Source organism: Bacillus sp. 05T21 (assembly GCF_056396785.1).
Genome location: NZ_JBFTMD010000004.1, coordinates 251,057 through 277,090 on the forward strand (window position 1 = coordinate 251,057; position 26,034 = coordinate 277,090).

General features: G+C 34.2%; 34 protein-coding genes. 7 read left to right on the forward strand and 27 right to left on the reverse strand.

Translation table 11 applies throughout. The annotated features are described in order from the left end of the window. Positions 1–12 precede the first annotated feature (12 nt). The 6 genes from AC1DKZ_RS11725 to AC1DKZ_RS11750 all read right to left on the reverse strand — a co-directional run bounded on the left by AC1DKZ_RS11725 (position 13) and on the right by AC1DKZ_RS11750 (position 6,260). Positions 13–1,212 (reverse strand): dihydrolipoamide acetyltransferase family protein, encoded by a 1,200-nt coding sequence (locus AC1DKZ_RS11725; protein ID WP_476996279.1) that lies wholly within the window; start codon positions 1,210–1,212, stop codon positions 13–15. 27 nt (positions 1,213–1,239) lie between these two features. Continuing rightward, on the reverse strand, positions 1,240–2,274 hold the full coding sequence (acoB, locus tag AC1DKZ_RS11730) for an acetoin:2,6-dichlorophenolindophenol oxidoreductase subunit beta (RefSeq protein WP_074608677.1): 1,035 nt from the start codon (positions 2,272–2,274) through the stop codon (positions 1,240–1,242). Positions 2,275–2,291: 17 nt separating this feature from the next. Continuing rightward, positions 2,292–3,290 carry an acetoin:2,6-dichlorophenolindophenol oxidoreductase subunit alpha gene (acoA, locus tag AC1DKZ_RS11735; RefSeq protein WP_476996280.1) on the reverse strand — a complete coding sequence of 333 codons (999 nt, stop codon included), beginning with the start codon at positions 3,288–3,290 and terminating at the stop codon, positions 2,292–2,294. A 169-nt stretch (positions 3,291–3,459) separates the two neighbouring features. Further along, on the reverse strand, positions 3,460–3,939 hold the full coding sequence (locus tag AC1DKZ_RS11740) for a DinB family protein (RefSeq protein ID WP_476996281.1): 480 nt from the start codon (positions 3,937–3,939) through the stop codon (positions 3,460–3,462). A 41-nt stretch (positions 3,940–3,980) separates the two neighbouring features. Next, a complete protein-coding gene (locus AC1DKZ_RS11745) occupies positions 3,981–5,177 on the reverse strand; it encodes an MFS transporter (RefSeq protein ID WP_476996282.1) in 1,197 nt (398 codons plus the stop codon). Positions 5,178–5,300: 123 nt separating this feature from the next. Further along, a complete protein-coding gene (locus AC1DKZ_RS11750) occupies positions 5,301–6,260 on the reverse strand; it encodes a helix-turn-helix domain-containing protein (protein ID WP_476996283.1) in 960 nt (319 codons plus the stop codon). Between the two features lie 135 nt (positions 6,261–6,395). Here AC1DKZ_RS11750 and AC1DKZ_RS11755 point away from each other — a divergent pair, with 135 nt between their 5' ends. Beyond that, positions 6,396–7,241 carry an SDR family oxidoreductase gene (locus AC1DKZ_RS11755; protein ID WP_476996284.1) on the forward strand — a complete coding sequence of 282 codons (846 nt, stop codon included), beginning with the start codon at positions 6,396–6,398 and terminating at the stop codon, positions 7,239–7,241. A gap of 39 nt (positions 7,242–7,280) precedes the next feature. Next, on the forward strand, positions 7,281–7,733 hold the full coding sequence (locus AC1DKZ_RS11760) for a GrpB family protein (protein ID WP_476996285.1): 453 nt from the start codon (positions 7,281–7,283) through the stop codon (positions 7,731–7,733). Between the two features lie 108 nt (positions 7,734–7,841). Here the strand turns inward: AC1DKZ_RS11760 and AC1DKZ_RS11765 are convergent, their stop codons facing one another. From AC1DKZ_RS11765 to AC1DKZ_RS11785, 5 genes are all read right to left on the reverse strand, one after another. Next, positions 7,842–8,225 carry a DUF4181 domain-containing protein gene (locus tag AC1DKZ_RS11765; RefSeq protein ID WP_002142055.1) on the reverse strand — a complete coding sequence of 128 codons (384 nt, stop codon included), beginning with the start codon at positions 8,223–8,225 and terminating at the stop codon, positions 7,842–7,844. 165 nt (positions 8,226–8,390) lie between these two features. Further along, positions 8,391–8,708, reverse strand: a complete 318-nt coding sequence (locus tag AC1DKZ_RS11770; protein WP_082180372.1) for a DUF4181 domain-containing protein — start codon at positions 8,706–8,708, stop codon at positions 8,391–8,393. 62 nt (positions 8,709–8,770) lie between these two features. Beyond that, positions 8,771–9,613, reverse strand: coding sequence for a PP2C family serine/threonine-protein phosphatase (locus tag AC1DKZ_RS11775; RefSeq protein ID WP_476996286.1), 843 nt, complete (start codon positions 9,611–9,613; stop codon positions 8,771–8,773). Continuing rightward, positions 9,591–10,082: an HIT family protein gene (locus AC1DKZ_RS11780; protein WP_219375864.1), complete on the reverse strand. Its 492-nt coding sequence runs from the start codon at positions 10,080–10,082 to the stop codon at positions 9,591–9,593. The genes AC1DKZ_RS11775 and AC1DKZ_RS11780 overlap by 23 nt, the downstream gene beginning before the upstream one ends. A gap of 104 nt (positions 10,083–10,186) precedes the next feature. After that, positions 10,187–10,360 carry a glycine zipper domain-containing protein gene (locus AC1DKZ_RS11785; RefSeq protein WP_002085128.1) on the reverse strand — a complete coding sequence of 58 codons (174 nt, stop codon included), beginning with the start codon at positions 10,358–10,360 and terminating at the stop codon, positions 10,187–10,189. Between the two features lie 215 nt (positions 10,361–10,575). Here AC1DKZ_RS11785 and AC1DKZ_RS11790 point away from each other — a divergent pair, with 215 nt between their 5' ends. After that, complete coding sequence (locus tag AC1DKZ_RS11790) at positions 10,576–10,812, forward strand: hypothetical protein (protein ID WP_476996287.1); 237 nt, start codon at positions 10,576–10,578, stop codon at positions 10,810–10,812. Positions 10,813–10,859: 47 nt separating this feature from the next. Here the strand turns inward: AC1DKZ_RS11790 and AC1DKZ_RS11795 are convergent, their stop codons facing one another. Then, on the reverse strand, positions 10,860–11,696 hold the full coding sequence (locus AC1DKZ_RS11795) for an ABC transporter permease (RefSeq protein ID WP_476996288.1): 837 nt from the start codon (positions 11,694–11,696) through the stop codon (positions 10,860–10,862). Next, positions 11,689–12,894: a quaternary amine ABC transporter ATP-binding protein gene (locus AC1DKZ_RS11800; protein ID WP_476996289.1), complete on the reverse strand. Its 1,206-nt coding sequence runs from the start codon at positions 12,892–12,894 to the stop codon at positions 11,689–11,691. The genes AC1DKZ_RS11795 and AC1DKZ_RS11800 overlap by 8 nt, the downstream gene beginning before the upstream one ends. 173 nt (positions 12,895–13,067) lie before the next feature. Here AC1DKZ_RS11800 and AC1DKZ_RS11805 point away from each other — a divergent pair, with 173 nt between their 5' ends. Then, positions 13,068–13,925, forward strand: a complete 858-nt coding sequence (locus AC1DKZ_RS11805) for a glycine betaine ABC transporter substrate-binding protein (RefSeq protein WP_002085124.1) — start codon at positions 13,068–13,070, stop codon at positions 13,923–13,925. A gap of 53 nt (positions 13,926–13,978) precedes the next feature. Here the strand turns inward: AC1DKZ_RS11805 and clpP are convergent, their stop codons facing one another. Together clpP and AC1DKZ_RS11815 are read right to left on the reverse strand one after the other, a co-directional pair. Continuing rightward, positions 13,979–14,560, reverse strand: coding sequence for an ATP-dependent Clp endopeptidase proteolytic subunit ClpP (gene clpP / locus AC1DKZ_RS11810; protein WP_476996290.1), 582 nt, complete (start codon positions 14,558–14,560; stop codon positions 13,979–13,981). 20 nt (positions 14,561–14,580) lie between these two features. Beyond that, a complete protein-coding gene (locus tag AC1DKZ_RS11815) occupies positions 14,581–15,267 on the reverse strand; it encodes an RNA polymerase subunit sigma-70 (RefSeq protein WP_002127730.1) in 687 nt (228 codons plus the stop codon). 143 nt (positions 15,268–15,410) lie between these two features. Between AC1DKZ_RS11815 and AC1DKZ_RS11820 the strand changes: the two genes are divergently transcribed. The 3 genes from AC1DKZ_RS11820 (at position 15,411) to AC1DKZ_RS11830 (ending at position 16,938) form a co-directional block, all read left to right on the forward strand. Continuing rightward, positions 15,411–15,731, forward strand: a complete 321-nt coding sequence (locus tag AC1DKZ_RS11820; RefSeq protein WP_002189833.1) for a 2Fe-2S iron-sulfur cluster-binding protein — start codon at positions 15,411–15,413, stop codon at positions 15,729–15,731. A 4-nt stretch (positions 15,732–15,735) separates the two neighbouring features. Next, positions 15,736–16,398, forward strand: coding sequence for a ribose 5-phosphate isomerase A (gene rpiA / locus AC1DKZ_RS11825; protein WP_476996324.1), 663 nt, complete (start codon positions 15,736–15,738; stop codon positions 16,396–16,398). A 105-nt stretch (positions 16,399–16,503) separates the two neighbouring features. Further along, entirely contained in the window at positions 16,504–16,938 is a 435-nt protein-coding gene (locus AC1DKZ_RS11830; protein WP_476996291.1) for a GNAT family N-acetyltransferase, read from the forward strand. A gap of 212 nt (positions 16,939–17,150) precedes the next feature. Here AC1DKZ_RS11830 and AC1DKZ_RS11835 read toward each other — a convergent pair whose 3' ends face one another. From AC1DKZ_RS11835 to AC1DKZ_RS11890, 12 genes are all read right to left on the reverse strand, one after another. Next, positions 17,151–18,518 carry a lytic polysaccharide monooxygenase gene (locus AC1DKZ_RS11835; RefSeq protein WP_340775144.1) on the reverse strand — a complete coding sequence of 456 codons (1,368 nt, stop codon included), beginning with the start codon at positions 18,516–18,518 and terminating at the stop codon, positions 17,151–17,153. 438 nt (positions 18,519–18,956) lie between these two features. Next, a complete protein-coding gene (locus AC1DKZ_RS11840; protein WP_476996292.1) occupies positions 18,957–19,517 on the reverse strand; it encodes a phosphatase in 561 nt (186 codons plus the stop codon). 76 nt (positions 19,518–19,593) lie between these two features. Next, positions 19,594–20,790, reverse strand: a complete 1,197-nt coding sequence (locus AC1DKZ_RS11845) for a macrolide family glycosyltransferase (RefSeq protein WP_476996293.1) — start codon at positions 20,788–20,790, stop codon at positions 19,594–19,596. Positions 20,791–20,882: 92 nt separating this feature from the next. Continuing rightward, positions 20,883–21,560: a formylglycine-generating enzyme family protein gene (locus tag AC1DKZ_RS11850; RefSeq protein WP_476996294.1), complete on the reverse strand. Its 678-nt coding sequence runs from the start codon at positions 21,558–21,560 to the stop codon at positions 20,883–20,885. Between the two features lie 32 nt (positions 21,561–21,592). After that, a complete protein-coding gene (locus AC1DKZ_RS11855; protein ID WP_353825067.1) occupies positions 21,593–22,111 on the reverse strand; it encodes a DNA topology modulation protein in 519 nt (172 codons plus the stop codon). After that, a complete protein-coding gene (locus AC1DKZ_RS11860) occupies positions 22,108–23,037 on the reverse strand; it encodes a phosphotransferase enzyme family protein (protein WP_476996295.1) in 930 nt (309 codons plus the stop codon). Before AC1DKZ_RS11860 ends, AC1DKZ_RS11855 begins: the two co-directional genes overlap by 4 nt. Before the next feature lie 26 nt (positions 23,038–23,063). Then, positions 23,064–23,450: a ribosomal maturation YjgA family protein gene (locus AC1DKZ_RS11865; protein WP_476996296.1), complete on the reverse strand. Its 387-nt coding sequence runs from the start codon at positions 23,448–23,450 to the stop codon at positions 23,064–23,066. 92 nt (positions 23,451–23,542) lie between these two features. Continuing rightward, positions 23,543–23,896 carry an MmcQ/YjbR family DNA-binding protein gene (locus tag AC1DKZ_RS11870; protein ID WP_000994618.1) on the reverse strand — a complete coding sequence of 118 codons (354 nt, stop codon included), beginning with the start codon at positions 23,894–23,896 and terminating at the stop codon, positions 23,543–23,545. Positions 23,897–23,911: 15 nt separating this feature from the next. After that, positions 23,912–24,316 (reverse strand): GNAT family N-acetyltransferase, encoded by a 405-nt coding sequence (locus tag AC1DKZ_RS11875; protein ID WP_476996297.1) that lies wholly within the window; start codon positions 24,314–24,316, stop codon positions 23,912–23,914. A gap of 33 nt (positions 24,317–24,349) precedes the next feature. After that, positions 24,350–24,766 carry a GNAT family N-acetyltransferase gene (locus AC1DKZ_RS11880; RefSeq protein ID WP_476996298.1) on the reverse strand — a complete coding sequence of 139 codons (417 nt, stop codon included), beginning with the start codon at positions 24,764–24,766 and terminating at the stop codon, positions 24,350–24,352. Positions 24,767–24,798: 32 nt separating this feature from the next. Beyond that, positions 24,799–25,170, reverse strand: coding sequence for a hypothetical protein (locus tag AC1DKZ_RS11885; protein ID WP_476996299.1), 372 nt, complete (start codon positions 25,168–25,170; stop codon positions 24,799–24,801). Continuing rightward, complete coding sequence (locus tag AC1DKZ_RS11890) at positions 25,167–25,943, reverse strand: serine hydrolase (protein ID WP_476996300.1); 777 nt, start codon at positions 25,941–25,943, stop codon at positions 25,167–25,169. Before AC1DKZ_RS11890 ends, AC1DKZ_RS11885 begins: the two co-directional genes overlap by 4 nt. Positions 25,944–26,034 lie beyond the last annotated feature (91 nt).

A 26,034-nucleotide genomic window follows, 5' to 3' on the forward strand; every position in this document is an offset into this window, starting at 1 on the left:
CTCACCTTCTCTTTATAAAAGAATTGTTACAGGCTCTTCTAAATAACGTTTAATTGTGCGTAAAAATGCAGCTGCTGGTGCACCGTCTAGTACACGATGATCAAATGTTAAACTTAAAGGTAACATACTTCCTTTTCTTAATTTTTTCCCTTTATATACAGGAACACGTTCAATTGCACCTACACCTAAAATACCAGTTTCAGGTGTATTTAATACTGGCGTAAAATATTCAATACCGAAGCTACCTAAATTACTAATTGTAAATGTTGTCCCTTGCATATCATCACTACTTAAACTGCCTGCTCGTGCCTTTTGTGCCACATTTTTAATCTCTTTAGATAACTCTACTAAAGATAGATTATTAGCAAAGCGAATAGCTGGAACGACTAATCCTTTTTCTAACGCGACCGCCATACCTAAATGAACATGTTCAAATTGATGAATGGCATCATTTATATACGCGCTGTTCATTTCTTTATGCTCTCTAAGCGCTAATACAACAGCACGAGAAACGAAATCAGTAATAGTTAGTTTGTTATCGTATCGTTTTTGTACAACTTCCGCTATTTCTTTATGTAAAGCAACTAAATCTGTAACATTTACTTTCATCGTTAATGTTAATTGCGCACTATTTTGTAGGCTTGCATGCATACGGTTCGCAATTGCTTTTCGCATACCAGTAATAGGAATGACTTTACTTTCTTCTTGTTCAAGTACTTCTGGAATTGCTACTCTTTCTTCAAGCGCCTTTAATACATCTACCTTTGTAATTCTTCCGCCAGGTCCTGTACCAATTAATGATCTAATATCGAGATTTTCAGTTTTTGCAATTTTCTTTGCTACTGGAGATATTTTAACTCTTTGCTTCGTCACATCTATCGCATATGGTTCTGGATGTTGTACCTTTTTAGGTTCTGGATTAGATGCTTTTTCTTCTACAACATGTATGTTTTCATGAACTTCTACTTTTTCGTTCGGTTTACCGATGTAGCAAATTACAGTACCCGGCGGCACTCCCTCATCTTCACTTACAGCTATATCAAGAACAGTTCCATCAGCTGGTGCTTCTATTTCAGTTTCGATTTTTTCCGAGTTAATACTAGCAATTAGTTCACCTTTTTCTACATTATCACCTGCTTTAATATTCCAGCTCGTAATAATACCTTCTTTCATCGCCATACCTAACTTCGGCATTACAACTTCTACAGCCATGTTTCTCTCTCCCTTCTCATCGTTTCATTACACATGTAATAAAGATTGGTCTCCGATCATTTCTGATACAGTTTCAATTACTTTCTCCGGCGTTGGTAAATATAACTTTTCAAGTGGTGGCGAAAACGGAACTGGTGTATGTGGTGCTGTAATTCGTTTAATAGGTGCATCTAACAAATCGAATCCTTTATCCGCTACAATTGCCGCAATATCTGTTGCGATACTACATCTTGGATTTGCTTCGTCAATAACAATCAGGCGATTCGTTTTTTCAACAGATGCTAAAATCGTATCTTCATCAAGTGGTGATAAAGAACGCGGATCGATTACTTCTACTTCAAGTCCTTTTTTCGCTAATTGCTCAGCAGCAGCGAGCGCTGTATGAACTTGTTTTCCAATTGCAACGATTGTTACATCAGAACCTTCACGTTTAATATCTGCTTTTCCTAAAGGAATTGTATAGTACCCTTCTGGTACTTCGCCTTTCATATTGTAAAGTGTTTTATCTTCAAAGAAGATTACTGGGTCATCATCTTCAATTGCCGCTAATAATAAGCCTTTTGCGTCATAAGGAGTGGAAGGAACGACAACTTTTATACCTGGAATGCTCGTAAATAACGCATATAAACTTTGTGAATGCTGTGCCGCTGCGCTAAATCCAGCACCGTGCATCGTACGTACTGTAACTGGCACTTTCGCTTTACCACCGAACATATAGCGGAACTTTGCACCTTGGTTTAATACTTGATCAAGACAACTTCCGATAAAATCATTAAACATTAATTCAGCTATCGGACGTAAACCTGTTGCCGCAGCTGCCATCGCCGCTCCCATATAACCCGCTTCTGAAATTGGAGTATCTAAAATACGATTTCGGCCAAATTCTTGTACAAGTCCTTTCGTAACACCGAGTACACCGCCCCATGCTTCATCATCTTGCAAGTGATCCACTTGTGCACCGCCTGCAACATCTTCTCCGATTAAAATTACATTTTCATCACGACGCATTGATATTTTCATCGCTTCATTGATTGCAGTTGACATACTTACTGTTCTAGTCATTATTTTTCACCCTCCTCTTATTTGTAAGAAACGTATACATCTTTTAATAATTCTTCATCCTCTGGATATGGACTATTTTCACTAAATTCAATCGATCTTTGCACTGCTTCATCTACTGCCTTTTCCATATCCACAAGTTCAGATTCCGTTAATAAAGCTTCATGAATTAAATGCTTACGGAAATTCACAATCGCATCTTTTTCATTTAAATGTTCTTCTTTTTCTTCTGAAGTTTTATATGTTTGCGCTTCACCTTCGAAATGACCGTAATTACGATATGTCATACATTCAATTATTGTTGGGCCACCGCCATTACGCGCACGTTCTACTGCTTCTTCCGCCGCTTTATACACTGCAAGTAAATCTTTTCCATCCACTTGAACACCTGGAATATTGTAAGCTTTCGCTCGATCTGCAATGGAATCACAACTTGACGCATATTCAAATGTTGTTGCTTCACCGTAGCCGTTATTTTCTGCGATAAAAATAACTGGTAACTTCCAAATCGCTGCTAAATTAACCCCTTCGTGAAATGTCCCTTCATTATTTGCTCCGTCGCCGAAGAAGCAAACACTCACATCTTTCGTTCCTTTATATTTAGCTGTTAATGCTGAACCACAAGCAAGTGGAAAACCTCCGCCTACAATCCCATTTGCACCAAGCATTCCTTTATCTAAATCGGCAATATGCATGGAACCGCCTTTACCTTTACATAACCCTGTCACTTTCCCAAAAAGTTCAGCCATCATTCCGTTTAAATCACAGCCTTTTGCGATACAATGCCCATGTCCTCTATGCGTACTTGTAATACTGTCACTATCCGTTAAGTGGGCACATACACCAACTGCTACCGCTTCTTCACCTGCGTATAAATGAACGAAACCTGGCAGAACGCCTTGGGCGAATAATTCATGCACCTTATCTTCAAACTTACGAATCTCTAACATTTTTTCATACATCCAACGAGCTTGTTCTTTCGTAATTTCATTCCCTTTACTTTCAGTTGTTTTTAACATGTTCAGCCCTCCTATTTTCTTGTTCATCTTTTATATCGCAAGTACTGTGCCAAATTCTAATCCCTGATTTAATAGGTTTTCTCTTTTCTTTCATAATAAAAAAGTGGACAAAATGAGACATCTGTCTCGTTTTGTCCACTTTTGTTCACCTAATTTGAGAATTATTATCTTATTCATTATCAAAACTCTTCTGTAATTTCCGAATATAAATAATTTGACCAATGTGATACGCGTTATGAGTCGTTACATTAGCTAATACTTCCCACCACTTCGCAGATACAGAAAATCCAATTACATCACTTTCAACTTTGTCTTCATTTATGAGACTTTGCCACTGTAACAGTTTCTCTAATAGTTTTTCTCTTAACTCTTCAAATGTTTGATTATCTGCTAGCATAAAACTTTTGTTATTATCACCAATAGCGGGCACAGCATTAACATTTGATTCTTTGTACCTAGTTTGCCACGTCGTATTCCAATAAAGTAAATGTTGTACAATTTCAGCTATACTATTACACTCTTCATTCGGTTTCCAGAAAGCTTCTCTCTCAGATAAATCCTTAACTGCATCTGAAAATGGAATATACCAACTGGGATCATTCGCATTTGCTAATAACTGATCTGCTAAAACGTCTTTAACATGGAACACTTTACTTCCCCCCGTTAAAAAGATTCATTTCAAGACAATACTCACTTCTCTATATACGCTGAGTTTGCCAGATCCCCTCTTTTTAGCCTTAATCCCAAACATATGCACATAAAGAAACCGAAAGCACCTAATCCATAAGCTGTTGTATAACCACTTTCCCCGATAATCCATCCTGCAAGTCCTGGTCCAATCATTTGACCAACTGCATAGAAAACGGATATAAAACTAATTGCCATTGAGACATATTTCGGAGATACTTGCTTTGAAGCAGCAACTTGAATTAATAAAAGGATACCTCCGAGGCTGGAACCCCAAATAATTGCCGACATGATAAAGCCAATGATATGTCCAAATATAATTGGAATCATATCACCTATTACAGCTAATAAAAGTGCAATACATAACGTCTTCTTTATACCAATCCGATCCGAAATAAATCCCCAGACAGGAGCTCCTACGATTGAAAACATTCCTGCAATCGCATAAACAGTTCCCGAAATTGATGCCGAAATACCATTATTAATCATAAAACTAGTTTGATATAAATTTGGAATTAAATAAACAACGCCCACAATAAAATACATCCATGCAATGATGTATAACTCTTTCGTTTTCCATAAAAACGACTTATTATTCATTTCCCCCTCATCTTCAGTAACTTCTGGATTTTTCAAAACAATTGAGGCAACGAATACAACAATACATGTAATAACGCCAAACAAAAGCCATGAACCACGCCAACTATACTCTGGAAATATACGTACTATATAAGGAACAATTATTCCACTAAATAGCATGCCTATGCCAGCACCGCTTAATAACAGCCCCATTGCAGTTCCTCTTTTTTCTGGAAACCATCCTACTGTTATTGACATGAGTGGTGTATATACAAGAGCGCTTCCAGCTCCAGCACATAACATACAAATAGAGGCTATCCAAAATGAGGAAACAAATGCTAATCCTATTAAACTTATAACGACGAGCCAACTCCCTATTAATAAAACTGATTTTGCTCCAAAACGGATAGTAAGTATTCCAGATGTTCCGACTGTTAATAAATACCCTAAAAAGAGTATAGTTCCTAACATACCTGCTTGAGCTGTAGATAAATGGAGTCCTTCTTGCATAAACGGCAATATAATTCCATATGCCATACGTGCAAAACCCGTCGTTGTTATAATAAGAAACATTCCTGTTAATACAAATATCCAAAAATGACTTTCATTCCGTTCTTTCATTTAAATTCCTCCATAAAAAGTTATTTCCAATTGGATGTTGTTTGTAATTATAATGACCATTACAAAAAGCAACTACCAAATGACGGAGGAATTTACGGTATAACGGATTATTCCTGTTTTACGTTAATAAATACGTAAAAGTTCTGATGGATTCATTCCATACTTTTTACGAAATAACTCTGAAAAATGACTGACATTATTGTATCCAACTGCAAATGCCGTTTCGGTCACATTACTATTTCCCGAACACAGTAAATCTATCGCATGTTCCATACGTTTTTCTCGTAAATATGCAAATGTGGACATCCCAAATAATTCTTTAAACCCAATTTTTAATTTATAATCATTTAACTCTACTATTTTAGCTAATTCTAATAATGATGGGGGTGATTCCATTCGTTGAAGTAAAATTTCTTCAGCCTGTTTTATTTTATTCAAATCCTGTTTTGATAATTGACTCCTTTTATTTGCGTCACAATCATTAAGCAACACTCTCCCAAAATGTATAGAAAGCAATTCGAGCGCTTTACTTTCTATTTCTAGTTGATTAATACGATCCTTTTGGGGATACTCTATCATTCTCTTAATAAGATTAGATGTTATAGAATCAATTGGATTTTGAAACTTTTTAAAAGATTGATTTCCTAATATAGAATGAAAATCAAGACTTTTTTCAATAGCATTATTCATCATGAAATGATTAAACAATTGTACAGGAATCCCAATCGCTAATGAATATAGAGGCGTTTCTTTTTCATATTCAAATACTACATCAAAATCATTCATAAAATATAAATAGCTATTTCCAGTCATTAATTCATACGAAGAATGACCAACTTGCACTTCTCCGAACCCTTGTAAACAAAAATTAAGCTCCACCATTGCTGCGTCCGATGCAAACTGAATGCGATGGTTATTATGAAATTGATAATTTGATAACACAATTTCCATACCTGAAAATGAAGTCCATCTTCGTATTTCACCCATACCTATTGTTTTGGGCATATTCATATGTTTTTCCTCTACAACTTGTAATCCATGAAAGTATTTATGAAAAATATCATGAAAACCGTTAGTCTTCATGAAATCCACACTCCTTTTATATAAAACCAAAATTCAATTGATAATTATTTTCAATTATAACAAATATCTTTATACAATAAATAGATTTTATTCCCATAACTCGTTATGATAAAAGAAAAAGAAAGCGAGCGAACAATGAATAAAAAAATCGCGATTATTACAGGGGCATCAAGTGGATTCGGACTTTTAACGACACTTGAACTTGCGAAAAAAGACTATTTTGTCATTGCTACAATGCGAAATCTTGAAAAACAAGTAGACTTAATATCTCAAGCTACTAAACTCCACTTACAACAAAATATAAAAGTTCAACAATTAGATGTAACAGATCAAGGTTCTATACATAACTTCCAATTATTTTTAAACGAAATAAACAGAATAGACATTCTCATAAATAATGCAGGATATGCAAATGGGGGCTTTATCGAAGAAATCCCAGTGGAGGAATACCGAAAACAATTTGAAACAAATCTTTTTGGAGCTATATCCATCACGCAACTTGTCTTACCATATATGAGAAAGCAGAAAAGCGGAAAAATCATTAATATAAGCAGTATTAGCGGGCAAGTAGGATTCCCTGGTTTATCCCCTTACGTTTCTTCAAAGTATGCATTAGAAGGCTGGAGTGAATCCCTTCGCTTAGAAGTAAAGCCTTTCGGAATAGACGTTGCCTTACTTGAACCTGGTTCTTATAACACGAACATATGGGAAGTTGGTAAACAATTAGCTGAAAACCAATCTGATACAACCTCTCCTTACAAAGAATATATGGATAAAATACAAAAGCACATAAACAATGGCAACGATACACTTGGTAATCCGATGGATGTTGCAAATAAAATCGTAGAAATTGCTGAAGCAAGGCGTACTACATTACGATACCCAATTGGGAAAGGTGTAAAATTTATGATCTTTGCGAAGAAGGTTCTTCCTTGGAGATTGTGGGAGTTTCTTGTATTGAGGAGCTTTAAGAAAATGTAAGTAACTTTATTGAAAAAATATGTAAGGGGTGCTAATTAAATGCTAGGTTTACCCTATGGTAAAGTGTTTTTAGTTCCGTGGTCCGAAGAGTGGGAATTTGAGTTTTCAAAAGAAAAACAATTAATTGAGGAACACATTGGAAAATATATTTTAGCGATACACCATATTGGAAGTACTTCCATCCCGCATTTAAGCGCAAAACCTATTATTGATATTGCGATGGAATTAAGAGATTCCAAAAGTGGTCTAAAATGTATTACAAACCTAGAACAATTAAATTATAAATATAGAAAAGATGTATTACCAGAAAGGTATTATTTCAATAAAGGTGAGCCAAGAACCCATCAAATTCATATGTATGAACAAGGGAATCCATATTTAATAGAACAGTTAAAGATTCAACTTTCAAAAGCTAATCCTAATGATAAACATAAGTATGCAGAAGATAAGACAAGTTTCGTTAAATCCATATTAGCCAAAATAAATGATTAAATTGCGAAGACCGAACTTCGTACACATAATAAGAAACCATTCATGTATAGATGAATGGTTTCTTATTAATTAGTTATTTCATTATTTATACCTTCAAAAATCATTTTATTATGCAGCAGGTGGAACGAAGTAAAATAGCATCGAAGTCATAAAAATAAATGCAAATAATCCAATTATCGAAAAAATATATTCTTTCGATTCTCTATCATACTTCCATTCCATCCATGTCCTTAGGATCCACGTAACCCCTAAATAAGTGAAAATGATAAACCAAATATTAGTGCTTTCGAATTTAAAGATGTAAATAAAACTAATTATTAAATAAACAAAAAGCAGTCCTATTTCCAATTTTTTATGTAAGCTATTTACATATTTATTATATCCCCAAAACCCGCTCTTTGGCATATTCAATTTTTTTCTTAAAAATCGATCCAAAAAGTAGCCCGCTATACAAAAAACAAAAATTATAATCCAAAATGTATAGGTTCTCAATATAATTCCTCCTATTACTTCATTGAATTGTTTAAAATAAAGTGGACTATAGTAACGGTTATTGAACGAGTATTCTTGAATGATCTTCATTAAAAATGATCGATTCTGCACGTAAGAAAGGTTTTTTCATTTCTTCTCTCCTTCTTGCTTTAAATTCATACTATATTAAAGGAAGAAATATAGTATGAATCCTGTTATTATTAATGCTACAACTCCTAATAATGAAATCAAAAACTCACGTGATTCCTTATCATATTTCCACTCCATATATGATTGAAATCCATATAACGTAATAAAAAATAAAAGAGGTACATAGCCCATAAATATACGATTTGGAAGAAAAGTGCTTATAGCAATAACAACTATATAAGAGGAAATAATAATTCTATTTCCCCATTTATGTGTATCATTCACATATTGGTTATTCCATCCTTTTTGTTTCGGTATATTTAACTGTCTTCTCGCAATTCTTTCAAAAACCAATAAAGATAGTACCCATAAAATTAATAAGGCTATTTTTGTAATTGACAGAAAACCCCTCCTTTTTATTTTCTCACTTTAATTTTCTCCGGCTGATCACTCGGATACGTAGCATGTATTTTATTTTCTACGTCCCAACTAATAATTGTCGCACTATCTCGTCCGAATTGATGATGAACATGTTCTAACACATTATGAATATTTTCTTTTAACTCAATATTATTTCCATTCATATCATTATAAAGATTTAATGGCGTTTCATAACGGCGTTCCCCGCATTCTAATACCCCATCTGTCACCATTACAATTCGATTCTTTCCAGTACGTAGTTCACGAATTCCTGAAGAATAGCAAGGAACGGGTAAATCAAACGTGTTTACATTTCCAATCCATTCGTAAAAGTGGCGCTGATTCAATGTATATTGTCCTAGTTTATGTAATTCATCATGAAATACATAAACTAGGCAATCACCAATAGATAGCCACCATATGTAATTTTCTTTTCTTACGCATATTAAGCAAGCAGTTTCACCTTTTACTCTTTTACAGTTTTCTTTAAATGGGGAGGATTGAAAAATTGTAAGTATATGATTTTCAACAGATCGAAATACTGTTTTAATTGATTCTTTCATAATCGCTTTTATATTTTCATATTCTCTTTGGATTGTATTTACTACTAATTCAACACTTTCTGCACTATTATGTCCGTCTAATATAACGGTGAATTCCCAATCACCATTCGACCAAACTAGTGCACCGTCTTCATTCTTTTTTGCTCCGGCACTTATATTTCCGCCGTATTTACCAAGTACAATATCACCATATTGCTTGACTGAAACTTCGTCTAAACACATTTCTCTACTTCCAACCCATGAATATTGTGTATTATTTGTTGTATGCATACTCATTCACCATATACTTTCGTATTCTTTCGCATAATTTTTTTATTTTCTCTGAATCTCCATATGGTGCACCAGTCCAATTTGCTACTTCAGTCGGTGACCAAAACTCTTTTGGTGTATTTGGATAACGCGGAATAATGTGCATATGCAAATGTGGTACACCATTGCCTGAAACAAAAGTGTAAATATGTTCTGCTCCTTCGCTTTCTTTAAGCGCTTTACTTACTCTACTTGTTATCAGTCCGAATGCTTTTGCCTCATTTTCAGTTAATTCAGCAAGACCAGGTACATGTCTTTTTATATCAATCATTACATAACCAAGATATGTTTCTTCTGCATCCCAATGGACATGTCCAACGTAAACGAGTTCATCTTCGTAAATAGCTCCACCCGGAACTGTAATATTCCCTTTGTGTTTTTCACAAATGAAGCAGTTTTGTTCTGCTTGATTGTTTATTGGCATATTCATCACCATCCTTTGCATATATAATATCATAAAAAAAGGAAAAACAGGTTTTATATTCCGAAAATTCAATCTCTTGAAATGAGAATTTTCACATTAAAATAATTTACAACTCATTATTTCTTCAAAAGCGTAATCCCCATTCCAACTGCAATCCCAATCGCTATTCCGATTGCTATATTATCATTAAATACACCAGGAATTACACCGATTACAACACCTATAGCGACACCAATTGTCATAGCATCATTTCTTTTTTTATTATTAGCCAAAATAGCATCTCCTCTCATAATTTCTCCCCATATAATATCCATTTACATGAACTTTGCTGTCTACTAATATATTTGCTATTCCGCTTGAAAATTTCCAAAAAATGTACTTTATTACTTTTCCATTCCCCCTACATAATCCTCTTCGTTTGAAAGAATTTTTAAGTCACCATTACATATACATAGGCATTTACTATAAGAAAGATCAGTAATTTATTGAAGGAGGAACGATTCAAATGTATCCTCATTGGAATCCAAATATAAATCAACAATATGCTTACTCCCCCCATCCAGTAAAGAATACACTGCATTATGATTCGCAATACATGATGCAGCGCATCGCAAGCCTTGAAAGCCAATTAGCTAAATTAATCTCATTAATCGAAGAAAATAATCAATTAATAAAATCAATGGAACAACAGCAAAACCAAGTTTGTGCACCAGCTGGTGGATCTGTTATTGTTCGGATGTAATTCGAATTCAAAAAACACACTTTGTAGTATAAAGTGTGTTTTTTGAATTATTTTCTTTTTGTATAAAACCCTTGCGTAATTCGGTCTAATATAATCGCAATCACGACGATAGCTAGTCCAGCTTCAAATCCCATTCCGATATTTACTTGTGTTACAGAGCGATATACATCGACGCCAAGTCCTGGCGCTCCTACAAGTGAAGCTGTTACAACCATTGATAACGAAAGCATAATACTTTGATTCACGCCAGCCATGATCGTTCCGGTTGCGAGCGGTAATTGTACTTTAAATAATTTTTGTGATGCGGTAGAGCCAAATGCATTCGCAGCTTCAATTAAATCTTCTGGAACTTGTCTAATTCCTAAGTCTGTAAATCTGATTGTCGGTGGCATAGCAAAAATAACGGAAGCAATAATACCTGGTACAACGCCTACTCCAAAAAATGTTATCGCGGGAATGAGATAGACGAATGCCGGCATTGTTTGCATAAAATCTAATGTCGGCTTTAAAAATTTTGAGAAACGTTCATTTTGAGATGCTAAAATGCCAATGGGAATTCCGATAATAATTGAAATAATAACTGACGTAAGTACGAGCGCTAATGTTTGCATCGTTTGTGCCCAGTAGTTAATATTTAAAATAAATATTAATCCGATGAGCGTAAAAATGACTAAAGATAATTTCCTCGTTGTGTACCAAATGAGGAAACATAAGATGATAATCATCACTATGGCTGGTATTATTGTTAAAAAATTAGTGAGTAAATCAACAAATCCACCGATAATATAGGAGAATCCTCGGAACAAGCCTTCAAAGTGCTCATATAAACTTGCAACAAATGAATCGACCCATTCGCCTAATGGAATGCGCGGAATATTATTCACCGTCTTTCACCTCTTCCTCGATGTTTCCTGCAAGAGCTTGAATGACACTTTCACGTTTAATAATTCCTCTCAACCTTTTCTTTTCATCAATTACGGGTAATGGATATTTCATCTCCGCCATTTTTGCATACGTTTCTTCCAGTAATGTATCTAGATAAACGTGTGGAATATCGTTAAGTAATAAATCAGCAATTGGCCATTGTTTTTTCATTGCTTTACTTGCATCATCCGCTGTTAAAATACCTAAAAACTCATACTTTTTGTTCACAACATATACCGTAGAAACACCTGCATTTCTCATAATTTGCAGAGCTACACGCGGCCCACGATCGATTAATAACGTTTCTGGTCTTTTTAAAATAGATTCTGCCGTAATTACTTTTCCTAAATTCACATCCGCAACGAATTTCTCTACAAATTCATTTGCAGGGCTCATCATAATTTCTTCCGGTGTTCCAATTTGGACAATTTCTCCATCTTTCATTAATGCGATACGATCACCAATTCGAAGAGCTTCATCTAAATCATGTGTAATAAAAATAATTGTTTTTTCCATTTTATCTTGTAACTCTAACAATTCATCTTGCATTTCTTTTCGAATTAGTGGATCTAATGCACTAAATGACTCGTCCATTAGTAATACATCTGGATTATTCGTTAGTGCCCTTGCAATTCCAACACGCTGCTGCATACCACCACTAAGTTGACTAGGGTAATTATCTTTATGATGATCGAGTCCTACTAACTGTAGCGATTCTAACGCCTTATTTTCTCGTTCCTCTACTGGAACTCCTTGAATTTCTAACCCGTACGCAACGTTTTGTATTACCGTACGATGTGGAAATAAAGCAAACTTCTGAAAAACCATACTCATTTTCGTCCTTCTTACTCTTCGCAATTCTTCTTTTCCCATTGTTGCGATGTCTTCACCATCTATGTATATATGCCCCGCTGTCGGTTTAATTAATTGATTTAGCATTCGAACTAGCGTTGATTTTCCACTACCAGACAAACCCATAATAACGAAAATTTCTCCAGTGTATACTTCAAACGTTGCCTTTTTCACACCAACGTTCATTCCTGTCTCCTTTAAAATTTCCGATTTGCTTTTTCCTTCTTTTAATAAGGTAAGCGCTCGTTGCGGATGTTTCCCAAAGACTTTTGTTACATTTTCAACACGTACCTTTGTATTATCCATGTCACTACTCCTTTTCTACCCATCTATTTACATAGTGTTGCGATTTTACAGAGAAATATTACATAAAAATGACATATATAAGATTTCTTTAAAAATTCTTGTTTCCGTTCATAATAAGAAGGTTCACTTATAGATTAATTTATAAAAAGCAAAAGCTTCACAGGAGGTTTTGAATGCGAAAAAAAATATGGATTATAAGTCTGTTACTATTTATTAGTATGATTTTCACTTCTTGTAATGCAACAAATGCAAATTCGAAAGGAAAAATTAAACTTGGTGTAACAAGTTGGAAAGAAAATATCGCAACCGCAAATATGTGGAAAGTTTTATTAGAAGAAAAAGGCTATAAAGTTGAACTCATGTATTTAGAAAAAGCTGCGATATGGACTGGCGTCGCACGTGGTGATGTTGATGCGAATCTAGAAGTATGGCTTCCTGTTACAGATAAACCATTAAATGCCCGTTACAAAGATGACTTCGTCTTAAAATCAAAATGGTATGAAGGTACTGGGCTTGGTTTAGTCGTCCCTTCTTATGTGAAAAACGTTAACAGTATTGAAGATTTAAATGCACATAAAGATGAGCTAGATAATAAAATTGTTGGGATTGAACCTGGTAGTAGCCTAATGAATTTAACGAATAAAGCAATGAAGGAATATGATATAAAACTAAAACTTGTCCAATCTTCAGAAGCTGCGATGATGAGCGAACTAAAGAAGGCATATACGAAAAAGAAACCAATCGCTGTTACGCTTTGGAATCCTCATTGGGGCTTTTCAGAATTTGACTTAAAATATTTAAAAGACCCTAAGAAAGTATATGGTGAAAAAGATGACATTTATTACTCAGTTCGTAAAGGTTTCGAAAAAGATCATCCGGATATTGTGAAATACTTTGATCAATGGAAAATGAACGATGAACAACTAGGTACTTTAATGGTCATGCTAAATAAAACGAAAGATCCGGAAGAAGCCGCGCGAAAATGGATTAAAAAGAATCAAGCTTTAGTTGATGAATGGATAAAAGAATAAAGAATGACAAAAACAGGCTAGAGAATTTAGTATATTCTCTAGCCTGTTTTATGTTATTTTTTCTCAATAACTGCATCGACAATTCCATATTCCTTCGCTTCTTCTGCCGTCATAAAATAATCTCTTTCTGTATCATGTGCTACTTTTTCAACTGGTTGCCCTGTTCGCTCTGCGATAATTTTATTTATATCGTGTTTTAACTTTAAAATTCTTTTTGCTGTAATTTCAATCTCCGTCGCTTGCCCTTTTACACCGCCAAGCGGTTGATGAATCATGATTTCACTGTTAGGGAGCGCAAATCTTTTTCCTTTTGCGCCAGCTAATAGTAAAAGCGCACCAAATGATGCCGCAAAGCCCATACAAAGTGTTTGCACATCTGGTTTAATAAGGTTCATCGTATCTAATATTGCAAATCCCGCTGTCGTTGAACCACCCGGACTATTGATATACAGGAATATATCTTTTTCTGCATCGTCCGCTTCTAAAAACAATAATTGTGCTACTACACTGCTTGCAACTTGATCGTTAATTTCTGAACCAATCATAATAATTCGGTCTTTTAATAATCTTGAATATATATCATAGGAGCGTTCTCCTAATTTCGTTTGTTCTATTACGTAAGGAATTACACTCATTATAAATCCCTCCATCTGTTTTATGCCGCATTAAGCATACAACTGTAAGAAGAAGATTGTTTCATACTGAAGAATAACACTGGTTGTATTGATGGTAACTTAGTGAAATCTATTGTTGGGAGAAGTTTCGTCAACAATTCAGGTCTTTCTTCTCGAATAGAAGTTACAACGATTTCAACATCATCCGTGTACTCCACTATTTCAATGCCTTCTTCATTTACAGTTTTCAGCCTATTTCTACTCCTAAATAAAGATGCTTTCACTGCCCCTTCTGATACAGAGCATATCTTTGCAATATCCGCGATACTATATTGAAAAACATCCTTCAATAATAAAATTACGGATTGTTGCACATTTAACGAAGACAATACTTTCCCTACCATTTCATGCAAATCTGCAATTTTCCCATGTGGTTCTTCAAATGTATTTTGCTGTTCTAACTTTTCTTGAACGGATTTTGATTTCATTTGATCTAACCATTGATTTCGAGCAATTTTATACAGAAGCGTTATACAAATTTCCTTCTCACTATACTTTTGAAGAACTTTGCAAATTGCTTCTTGGGCAAGGTCTTCCCCATCCCATTTGTTTTTCGTCAAAAACGTACAGTATCTTTTTACCTCTGCATAATGTGTAATTAAAAAATTTATATTTGAATGATTCATATCGATATGATCCTTTAAAACCTGAGTTACTTTTGTGCACAAAATAACCACTCCTTTTCAGCGCTTACTTAATAAACGATTGAACAAATAAAAAAGTTACGGGGCTTATAATTAATTTTATGTTTATGTTCATGAATACGGGTCATAAATATGTTATATAGCATTTTACATGAGGAGGAATCAATTTGCCAAAATTAACAGTTGAAGGTACCGGAACTTTCGATATTAAAGAAGGAACGAAATTAGTCTTAGCACTTGAAGATAACGGTGTACACATTCTTCATCGTTGCGGTGGCAAAGCAAGATGTACAACTTGTAGAGTTGAAGTCATTGCAGGTGATTTTTGTGAGGCGACAAATGATGAAAAACAAGCTATTACGGAAAAAGGAATTGAAGACCACTTACGATTATCGTGCCAAATGCGTGTACATAAAGATATTACCGTTCGCCCTATACTTACAGTTGAAAATTCCGGTTTAGATGCTGGATCACGCCCGGCGGAGTAAAATGATGAATTTAAAACAGCTTGCAGGCGAATATGCTGCTGGCTTTGTAAGAGATGGTATGACGATTGGACTTGGTACGGGTTCAACCGTATATTGGACGATACAAAAATTAGGTCACCGTGTACAAGAAGGGTTATCTATTCAAGCTGCACCGACATCAAAAGAAACTGAAGTATTAGCAAAACAATTATCTATTCCGCTAATCTCTTTAAATGAAATTGATATACTTGATCTCACAATTGATGGAGCAGATGAAATCAATAATGATTTACAATTAATAAAAGGTGGTGGTGGTGCATTACTTCGCGAAAAGATTGTTGCCACCTCCTCTAAAGAACTTATTATTATTGCAGATGAATCCAAACTCGTTTCACATTTAGGTACCTTTCCACTTCCTATTGAAATCATCCCCTTCTCTTGGAAGCAAACTGAAAAAAGAATTCAATCTTTAGGATGCGAAACGCGTTTACGTATGAAAGATGGCGGACCATTTATAACTGATAACGGCAATTTAATTATTGATTGTATTTTTCAAAACAAAATATTGAATCCAAATGATACACATACAGAGTTAAAGATGATTACCGGTGTAGTTGAAACAGGATTATTTATCAATATAACGAGCAAAGCGATCATCGGAACAAAAAACGGTATAAAAGAATATTAAGCATTTTAAAGGCTGACTTTTGCAAGTCAGTTTTTTCTTTTATAGCATTACAGTATGATATACTATGAAAACACATTCATATCACACTAGAAAGGGCTGAACAATTTGCAATCCAAACTCATAACAGAACTTACAGATTTAGAAACTGCCTTTTACATTCGAAAAGAAGTCTTTGTAAAAGAACAAGGTGTACCTCTTGAAGATGAATTCGATACATATGACCAAATTGGCGAGGCATGCAAACATATATTAGTTTATTATAATGAACTTCCTGTAGGAACTGGCCGTATACGATTCGTTGAAGGAATGGGTAAACTAGAAAGAATTTGTATTTTAAAAGACTATCGCAAATACGGATTAGGCAAAGTAATGATTCAAAAGTTAGAAGAGATTGCTCGTAACAAAGAAGCAAACAAAGTTAAACTACACGGTCAAACACAAGCTGAAGGGTTTTATGAAAAATTAGGCTATCAAACTTCTTCCGACGTATTTATGGAAGATGGAATTCCACATATCCTTATGACGAAAGTGTTATCATAATAGAAAGGTTACTATATGGTTCTACATTATGTATTCGTATAGTAACCTTTCTGTAGCTTATTCGTTTGAAAGTCTCTTTGATGAATATTCTAGATTAATACAAAAAGACGACGCTGAATACGTCGTCTTTTTTATAAGCAGAAAAGTTAACTCTCAAACTTCCTTTTTTTGCATCAAAGCCCATCATCTTTCATTTCATTTTGAGGTAAAGCTTACACTGTTTTCCATAAGGATAAAGCAAAAATCCAGTTTGGATCCCCATGTCCTTCATAATTCTGGACTGCTTCATACACTTTTCCCTCGTGTAAAACTCTATCCCCCTTTTTATATGCTTTCTTTGCATCCCACGCTTCATATGAAGCGCTTTCAGTTTTTGTAGTAATTGTGAACGTATCACTTTGTACGGATTCATTTCCAACTACATCCACTGCTTTCACTGCATATTTATAAGTAGTATTAGCGAGTAAATTTTTATCCATATAAGAAGTCGTATTGGATGTTGCAATTTTTTTCATTGTTCCTTCTATTTCTCTATAAATATCGTAATAGTCTACTCCAACGTTATCATCAGATGGGCTCCACATTAGATCCACACTTGACGCTGTTGTTCCCATGCTATGTAATCCTTTTGGTTGTGTTGGTGCTTCTGTATCAGGAGCTTCAACTGTTGTTTTCACTGTAAGCGCTGTACTTTCTTTCGATACATTGCCAGCTGCGTCAATTGCTTTTACAGTATAAGTGTATTCTGTGCTTGGTTGTAATTTCTTATCAATAAAATAAGTGCCTGGTACTGTGTCAATCATCTCTCCGTTACGGAAGATTTGGTACCCTTTTACTCCTACATTATCCGTAGAAACGTTCCATGTTAGTTCTATACTATTTGCTGTTACTTTTTGCGCCTGAATTCCATTTGGAATACTTGGCGCTTCTGTGTCTGGTTTCACATTATTGATGAGATTCACATCAATTACATTATAGAACGCATTTGCTGTATCAGCTACATCCCATACAGCTAAAATCACATGATATCCACTACGGTCAGTAGGTACATTGATTTTATGAGTTAAATTATTTGAAGCTGCAGAACCATCATGTTGTACAGTGCCAATTGGCTCAAAGTCTGCTCTTGTTAGTGCTTTATTTGGATTCCATCCTTTTTTTGTAATATAGTAGTGCCATTTGCTTGTTAAGTGAGGTGCTGTATACTTCCAAGTAAATGTATTTTCCCCACCAGTGATTGTATTTTTAAACCAACGATTTGCTGTTTGTTGATCTAAAATACCGCCAAATTTTCCACCTGCAGAAGCGATTTGCCCATCAACTGGGCCACCTTGTGGGAATCCTTTTGGAGCTTCTAAACTTTGTGGTTCATACATAACACTTCCACAGTTTACATTTAGAGCACCATAAGTTGGACTACATAAAGCGGAACGGCTACCAGGCTTTTCAACAAAGCCGTGCGCGTATGCATTTTGAGGAATAAGTGTCGTGCTGATAATTCCAGCTGTTAATGCAACAGCTCCTATACTTTTTTTGTTCATTTTCAAGTTTTGTAGTTGTTTTAAAAATCGGTTATTCATGTTCCTGTCCCCTTCTTGTTATACTTCGTAGTGTAATGTGGGCTTTGATGTAAAAGAATAACAAGAGTCAATCTTATTTCGTGTATGCGTAAATATGCATACACCGTCGTAAAGAAACATTTCATTTCTTGTGAAATATTTCACTTATGGAATATATCATGACATAGAAATCACCTAAATGTGTGCAGAAGTTGTGCAGAAACAGTGAAATTACTACTAACACGTAAAACTACATCCTAAATTTATAAAGTAAAAGTGAGCAATAGAAATTGTAGTACTTGTAATGAAAAATTTTAGGTATATATATGGATGAATTGCACCAAGTCGTCTTGAAACCCTTCATCGTTAACTTAAAACGCATGGCAATGTGAGATCACATTATTTTAAAACAACGTGCCATCTCCATTTTCCATATATCTTTCTATCAATACTTTGAAATCACTTATCACTTGTAAACATTTCCCAATCCGTCAATATAGTTTCATAAAACTTATCATATTCTTCACTGTATTGAAGTTTTAACTTTTCTATTAAACTTGTATCTGGTGAAACAATGTCAATAACGTCTGTACTTATATACAATAAATAAGTATCGTTATAAAAAGAAATATACGCTTGCTGACCACCATTAACGACATACTTGCAATACTTATATACTTCATCTTCATGTACACCTTTAATCGTAGTAAATATGATTGTACTTTCAAGATCATCAACGTCTACTTTCGTTTCTGCCCAATTCTTAATCTTCATGAACCTTCCAATTTTTGTTTTCTCATTTATTCTCTTACTTTTACCATATGTTATGTAACCGGAAATAAATGAAACATCAATTGTATCAGGACTTTTAAAAAGTTCAGTCAAAATCCCTCTTAATCCTCTCAAATTACCCTCAAATAATTCTATATCGAATCTAATTCTATTTTTCGCCTCCACTTGAAAAAATGGTGTAGCTGTCATGTCAGCAAAATTTACATCTAGTATTTTCATTCTTTCCATTTCATCAATTCCTCGCTTCATATAACATAAAAGTGTCTATATCATTTAATATAGACACCCTTTCACATGTATAGTTTTAATAACAGCCTGTAAATTTAAAAATTTCATCAACTGCTTGCTTATACCCACCTGATTTTCGGAGAGACTCCTTCAAATTCAAAACAGCTTCTTTACATGACGGATTATTTAATACTATTTCTACACTTTCACTTAGTTGATCCGCAATTAATCCTTGCATTTGCAATTTAACTCCTGCCCCGAGACTCTCCACTTGCTTTGCGATTACTGGCTGATCTGCACTTTGCGGAATTACAACGAGTGGAACACCGTTATATATCCCTTCATGCGTACTGTTCATACCGCCGTGTGTAATAAATAGTTTCGTATATTTGAGAAGTTCAGTTTGTGGTACATAGTTTTTCACAATGAAGTTTTTAGGGATATTACCTAAATCACTTATTTCCGTTTTGTTGCCAATAGACATAACAATTGTATGCTTACTATTCTCGAACGCCTTCATACAAAGTTTATAAAAATCAAGCGCTTCATTAAAAACAGTACCTAATGAAATGTAAATCAGGCTTTTTTCTTCAATTGAAGTGTAATCAAAACCTTCATTTTTCACTTGTGTAGAGATAGATGGACCCACAAATTTGAATGTTTCATTAAATGTATCCCCAAAAGGTTGGAACTCCTTAATTGTATACACAATAGTAAGTGAAGCTGGATTACAGAAAACTTCATACGGTGAGTTTATATTAACACCATATTTTTCTGTAATTCCATTAGTTAAGTTTTCAAAATCATTATGTATTCTATCCTGAACTTCCAGTGGGATATTTTTAGAAAGATGGTCTAACATTTGTTTAAATGATTTTTCATCTTGTGCAAAAGATGTGCATGAATTTATGGCTGGAAGATTAAGAATTTGGGCAATTAAGCGACCACAGCCAAACATCGAATCATGAATAATATAATCAAAATGTTCTCCTTCAATTTGTTCTAGAACACTTGGTATAATAACATCTGCTGTATGTAAAAGACCATTTATTCTTTCCTGTAAATAATTCCGACCACCGGAAAGAAATGCTTGTATAAATTTTTGATCATCAATCGTTCGTACAGTAGCACCTGTCTTCTCAATACGCTCCCTGAACGCCTCTATTGAAAAATAAACTACCTCTTCACCGCGAGAAATCAGTTCTTCTACAACATGTAATGTTGGATTTATATGTCCTTCTGATCCAGCGTTAATGAATAAAACACGTGCCATTCAAAACACTCCTTAAATTTTAAAATTTCTATGTTGTAAAGAATATGGATACTTTCCATACTCTTTACGGAGTTATATGTATCATTTTCCTGCTAAATTGACCTAGCGAGCCTAAACCCAAGATCATCTATATGAAATGTAGGATGGCTACGACGGCGACAAGTGGCACCGCAACCTCTAGCTGCTTCAGCCCAACTACCACCACGAAAAATGCGGTATGACCCGTACACTGTTTCATCATACAAATCATAACACCATTCCCAAACGTTCCCTAACATATCATATACTCCCCATGCATTCGGTTCTTTTTTACCGACCTCATGAATTTTCCCATCCGAGTTTTTATTATACCAAGCTATCTTATCAAGTTCTCCATATGTATACCCAGTAGTCCCTGCTTTACATGCATATTGCCACTCTGCCTCAGAAGGTAATCGATAGCCACTGGATTCTACATTACAACTAACCTTTTGGCCGTCATCACTAATAGAATAATACTCTGTTTCTCCCAACTTTTTAGAAAGTAAATTACAAAAAGCGATTGCATCATTCCATGAAATATTTACAACAGGTTTATTACCATTTTCATTACCATTTAGTGCACGATTCGTAATCGCGTAATATAATTCCGCTGTTACAACATACTTTGCAAGAAGATATGGTTTTATTTGAACTTGCCATTCTTTTTTTATTCGATCATCTCTTAATTCTACTTTTCCTGCTGGAATTTTCACCATATTAGAATCAACCGGGCCAATGAATCTATTCAAACCTATCCCCCCATGTTACTTCTTTTTATAATCTAACTATTTATGGTATCATGCTTCTCTAAAAATAGTCTTACTTCATTTGAAGATTTTAAAATAATAACATCTGTATCCTTACTCAATTGATTTAGCCTCTTTAAAATCGAAGGGCGTTTAGTTTTAGGATATTCCCATATCCATTTAAAAAATTGCAAGTCAAACCTTTCTTCACATCCAGCACCCATATCCGGTCTTGTTTTATTACGATATTGCACAATTCTTTTAAAAGCACGATAAACACATATTGTTCTATGAATATCAAGGAAGATAATTGTATCAGCTGCGTTAATTCTTATGTCCATTGTCCCGCCATAATTCCCATCAATAATCCACTTTTCCCCTTTAACTAATTCATTTTGAACCGTTCTTTGCTCCTCTTTCGGTACACCCTCCCAATTTGGTTTCCAAAATAGTGCATCAAGATGATGCACCTTAATATTTAGCTTATTACCTAACTGCCTTGCTAATGTGGATTTTCCTGAACCACCAGAACCAATTAATATAATTTTTTTCATATGAGTACGCTTCTTTCTATAGATTCTTCAATATCTTCCTTATTAGCAAAAATCCATAAAAACATCTCTTCATTTAACTTTAGTAAATCTTTTAACTGAACAAAATAAGTAATAAATATAATTTGAATTGAAAGCATTACATACCAAATTGATTGTAGTTCTGCTCTCGTTAAAATGTTTTGCTTATAATATCCTTTAAAAATTTCACTTACAATTTGTAACCATTTCCCTCTTAATGTTTCATCACTAAATATCTCACTTAAAATACTTGTACAGCAATAGCATAAATCGAATACTCTAACGTTTTCTTCTAGAAGCTCAAAATCGATAAACCCTTGAAAATCACTTTCTCTAAAGATTACATTTGATAAGTGCATATCGCGATGAATAATTTGTTTCGGTAATGAGTGAATCGTTTCCTTAAAAGTTGTATGTATTTGATCCATTTTTTGAATTACATCCTGATGAACATGCTCATTCTTTACTAAATTCGGTAAAGCCCATTCGTATACCACTTTATATAACTCTCTTTTTATTAACTCGTTAGCACTATTCACTGAATTTAGTTCGTGATGTAAATTAGCCAATTCCTCTCCAATTGTGCTTCCTAGCACTTTTAGCTTTTCTGTATCTTTGATTTCTAGTACACTTCCGGCAACATATTCGTACAAACAATAATTCTTCTCTTTATACAATACGTACCTTTCATCATTTCTCGTTTTTACTAATTTTTGTACTTTAACTCCTTTTTCATCAAGCTGTTCTAATACATTTAGTTCAACTAGAAACTGTTTTATCGATCCCTTTCCCTTTAAAATATACGCTTTATTATTACAATGAATCTTCGTTACGTTTGGTTGAATTTCAGTAGCTGTGACACCTTTATCTTGAAACCAAAACTTTGCAATTTCTAATATATCCTTCATGTACAAATCCCCCTTTTTAAAGTCACTTATTTCTTCCCTAGCATAAACTCACCAAGCATTCCTACTCCAACACCAATTGTGTAAGCCACTAAATCACTCCATAAAAATCCGTAACCTAATACGAGTCCACCTAAAGTCGTTGCTCGAATGCTATCTATCCATTCCGCATGGTACAATTGACTAATTTCAATCCCATAGCAAAATATTAAACTAATAAAAGCTAATTTCTTCGTTTCTATTTTAGGAAACAAAAATCCGAATCCAACGAAAATCATTAATGCCCATAAAGCATCACCTAAGTAATCATTTAATAAATCTGGTAACGCAAAAGCAAACTTTCTTGAACTAAGACCTAACATAATAACAACTATAGTAAACACCGCATATAGTAATCTATTTCGTTTCGTATTCATTTCAAAATCCCCTAATATATAATGTAAAACTGCAAATAGCTAGTAAAATATAATCATTTTACTAGCTATTTATAGTCGAATTCACTTTGTATTTAATCCAATAACTCTTGCTGCTTTTTCTTTGAAAATGATTGTAATACTAAATCATACGACCAATCTATCATTTTATTAATTTGTTCTTGTCCTACATCCTTATGTATGTACACTGTATTCCAATGCTTTTTATTCATATGATATCCAGGAATTATTGTTTCTGGGTAATCTTCTCTTATTCGTAAAGAAAGTTCTGGATCACATTTTAATGTAATCGCAGCTTTTTCACCTTCTTCATGATTCACTATCGCAAATATTTTATTATTTAACCTCATACATGTTGCACTCCAGCCATCTGGAGAATCTTCTGTCGCTTTTCTTTTCGATAAACAATATGCTCTTGTTGCATTCATTCTAATTGGCACCTCTTATTCTTTCACTATTTGATTACGATGCATCACAATTTGCTTCGTCGCTTTAAATTGCTGTTCACCATAGAACTTTATTAGTTTCTCTCCGCAAAATAGACTAACAATATCAATATGGGATACCTCTTGAAGTAACATTGTAAGCATCTTCTCACCAATTCCCTTGTTTCTTACACTCTCATGTACGACAACATCTTCAATATACGCCCGAAAAACACCGTCAGTAACAACTCTAGCAAATCCAATTAATTCGTTTTCTTCCCATACTCCAATTGCTATACTATTCTTTAACATTTTTTGAATATCGACTTCTTTTCTTTCTGGCCACCAACCTACAGAATCGTAAAGTTTCTTTATTTTTTCTACACAGATTGGTTGTTCATATTGTAATTTATACGTGTACATTTTTTCTCCCCTCAACCAGTATACATAATATTATTATAATCTCTTTTCTAAAAAGTGTTGACTATGCCCTTTAGGATGATCTTCAACAACACCATATTCTCGGTATCCGTGCTTTTTATAAAAATCTGGTGCTTGGAAACTAAATGAATCTAGTAAAATGAGTCTACATCCTTTTTCCATCGCAATTCCTTCTATTTTATGTAACAATTGACTACCATAACCATCATGACGAACAGATTCATCAACCCATAAAAAATCGATATGAAGATGATAAAAATACATCGTTCCTGTTACCCCGCCAAAGATTTTTCCATCTTCATCTTTCACTACGAAGCTTACTTGTTCCATCGGTTGCTTTACTTCATCTGTTAAAATAGACATGTTATATCGAATTACTTTATTTTTAATGTATTCTCCTTCAGTGCGAGTACCATTCTCTATGCTTTTCATATATTTCTTCCTTTCAACTTAGTAAGCTACATTTAATTTTTACTTCTTCTCTTTAATATACTGATGAATATAAATCCAGCATATGTAACAAAGCATGAAAAACCAATTATGCCTGGTACAGAGACATAGCCTGTTCTCACATAACTTATAACGGCAAAACTAGCGATTAATAATAAAATAGATGGCCAAAATATAAGAGCTGTTTTTCTTCGTCTTTGTCTCGATGTACTTTCTTTCACTTCAGAAACACGTGTGCCAAAAAGCAATACAATACAAATGAGAATCGCTGCAAAGTAAATAGTATCTAATGACAAAGTGCGATCGTATAGCGCAATTCCAACTTCAAGAGCAATAATCGTAATGATTAAAATAATGATTGTTGAAGTCTTTAAGTTTCGTTTCAATCACTCACCCCTAATATACTTTTACTGTATTCTTTGTACACGTACCTCAAAGCTTCTATAACGGTTTCATCAACTTGTTTATTATCAAATCGATTAGGTAAATCTCTTCCCCAAATTACATAAAGAAACGGAAATTTATGAAACATTCCTATTATACCAATATTTATTATAGCGGTGGATAAACCACCTGTCATATGAGCTAAATGATAATAAGGTATACCTTCATACTCTCCTTGTTGTCTTACCATTCCATTAATAATGGGTTCCCATAATTCTGGTGCGGATTTATATCCTTGGAAAATATGTACTAAAAGTGAAAGAACTTGATTTAACTCTCCGACATTTTGCTCATCTCTAGGGTTTTCCTGTATATGAATCTTTGAAAAGTACGTTAAAACATTTTCTCTGACAGTTTCCCATCCTCCGCAGTGCATTACAACCGAGTGAGCAATATAACTGTCGTGACAAGCTATCATTACTTCTACTGCTTTACTAAGTGCTAATGTATTTCTTTCTTGTAAATGTGGATATAACTGCGCACTATCTTCATTTGGATTAAACTTAATGTGATGAAGTGTATCATTCCAATTAATTTGTTTGTCCTTTACCATCTTTGCTACTGTAAATCCAATTGCCACTTTTGCTGCTGATGCTAAAGGAACGTATAGCTCATTGTTATGGGTAGCAACTATATTTCCATTCTTTGTTGAATAAACAAGTATTCCAACTTGACCAATTTGTATTTCTTTTATTTTTCTAATGACAGCCTGCATATTCATCCCTCTTCTTATATCGTTTTATCATCTTCTCAAAATTCGATATAGAATATAAGAATCCTTTTTTGTTAAATGATAATCATGAATA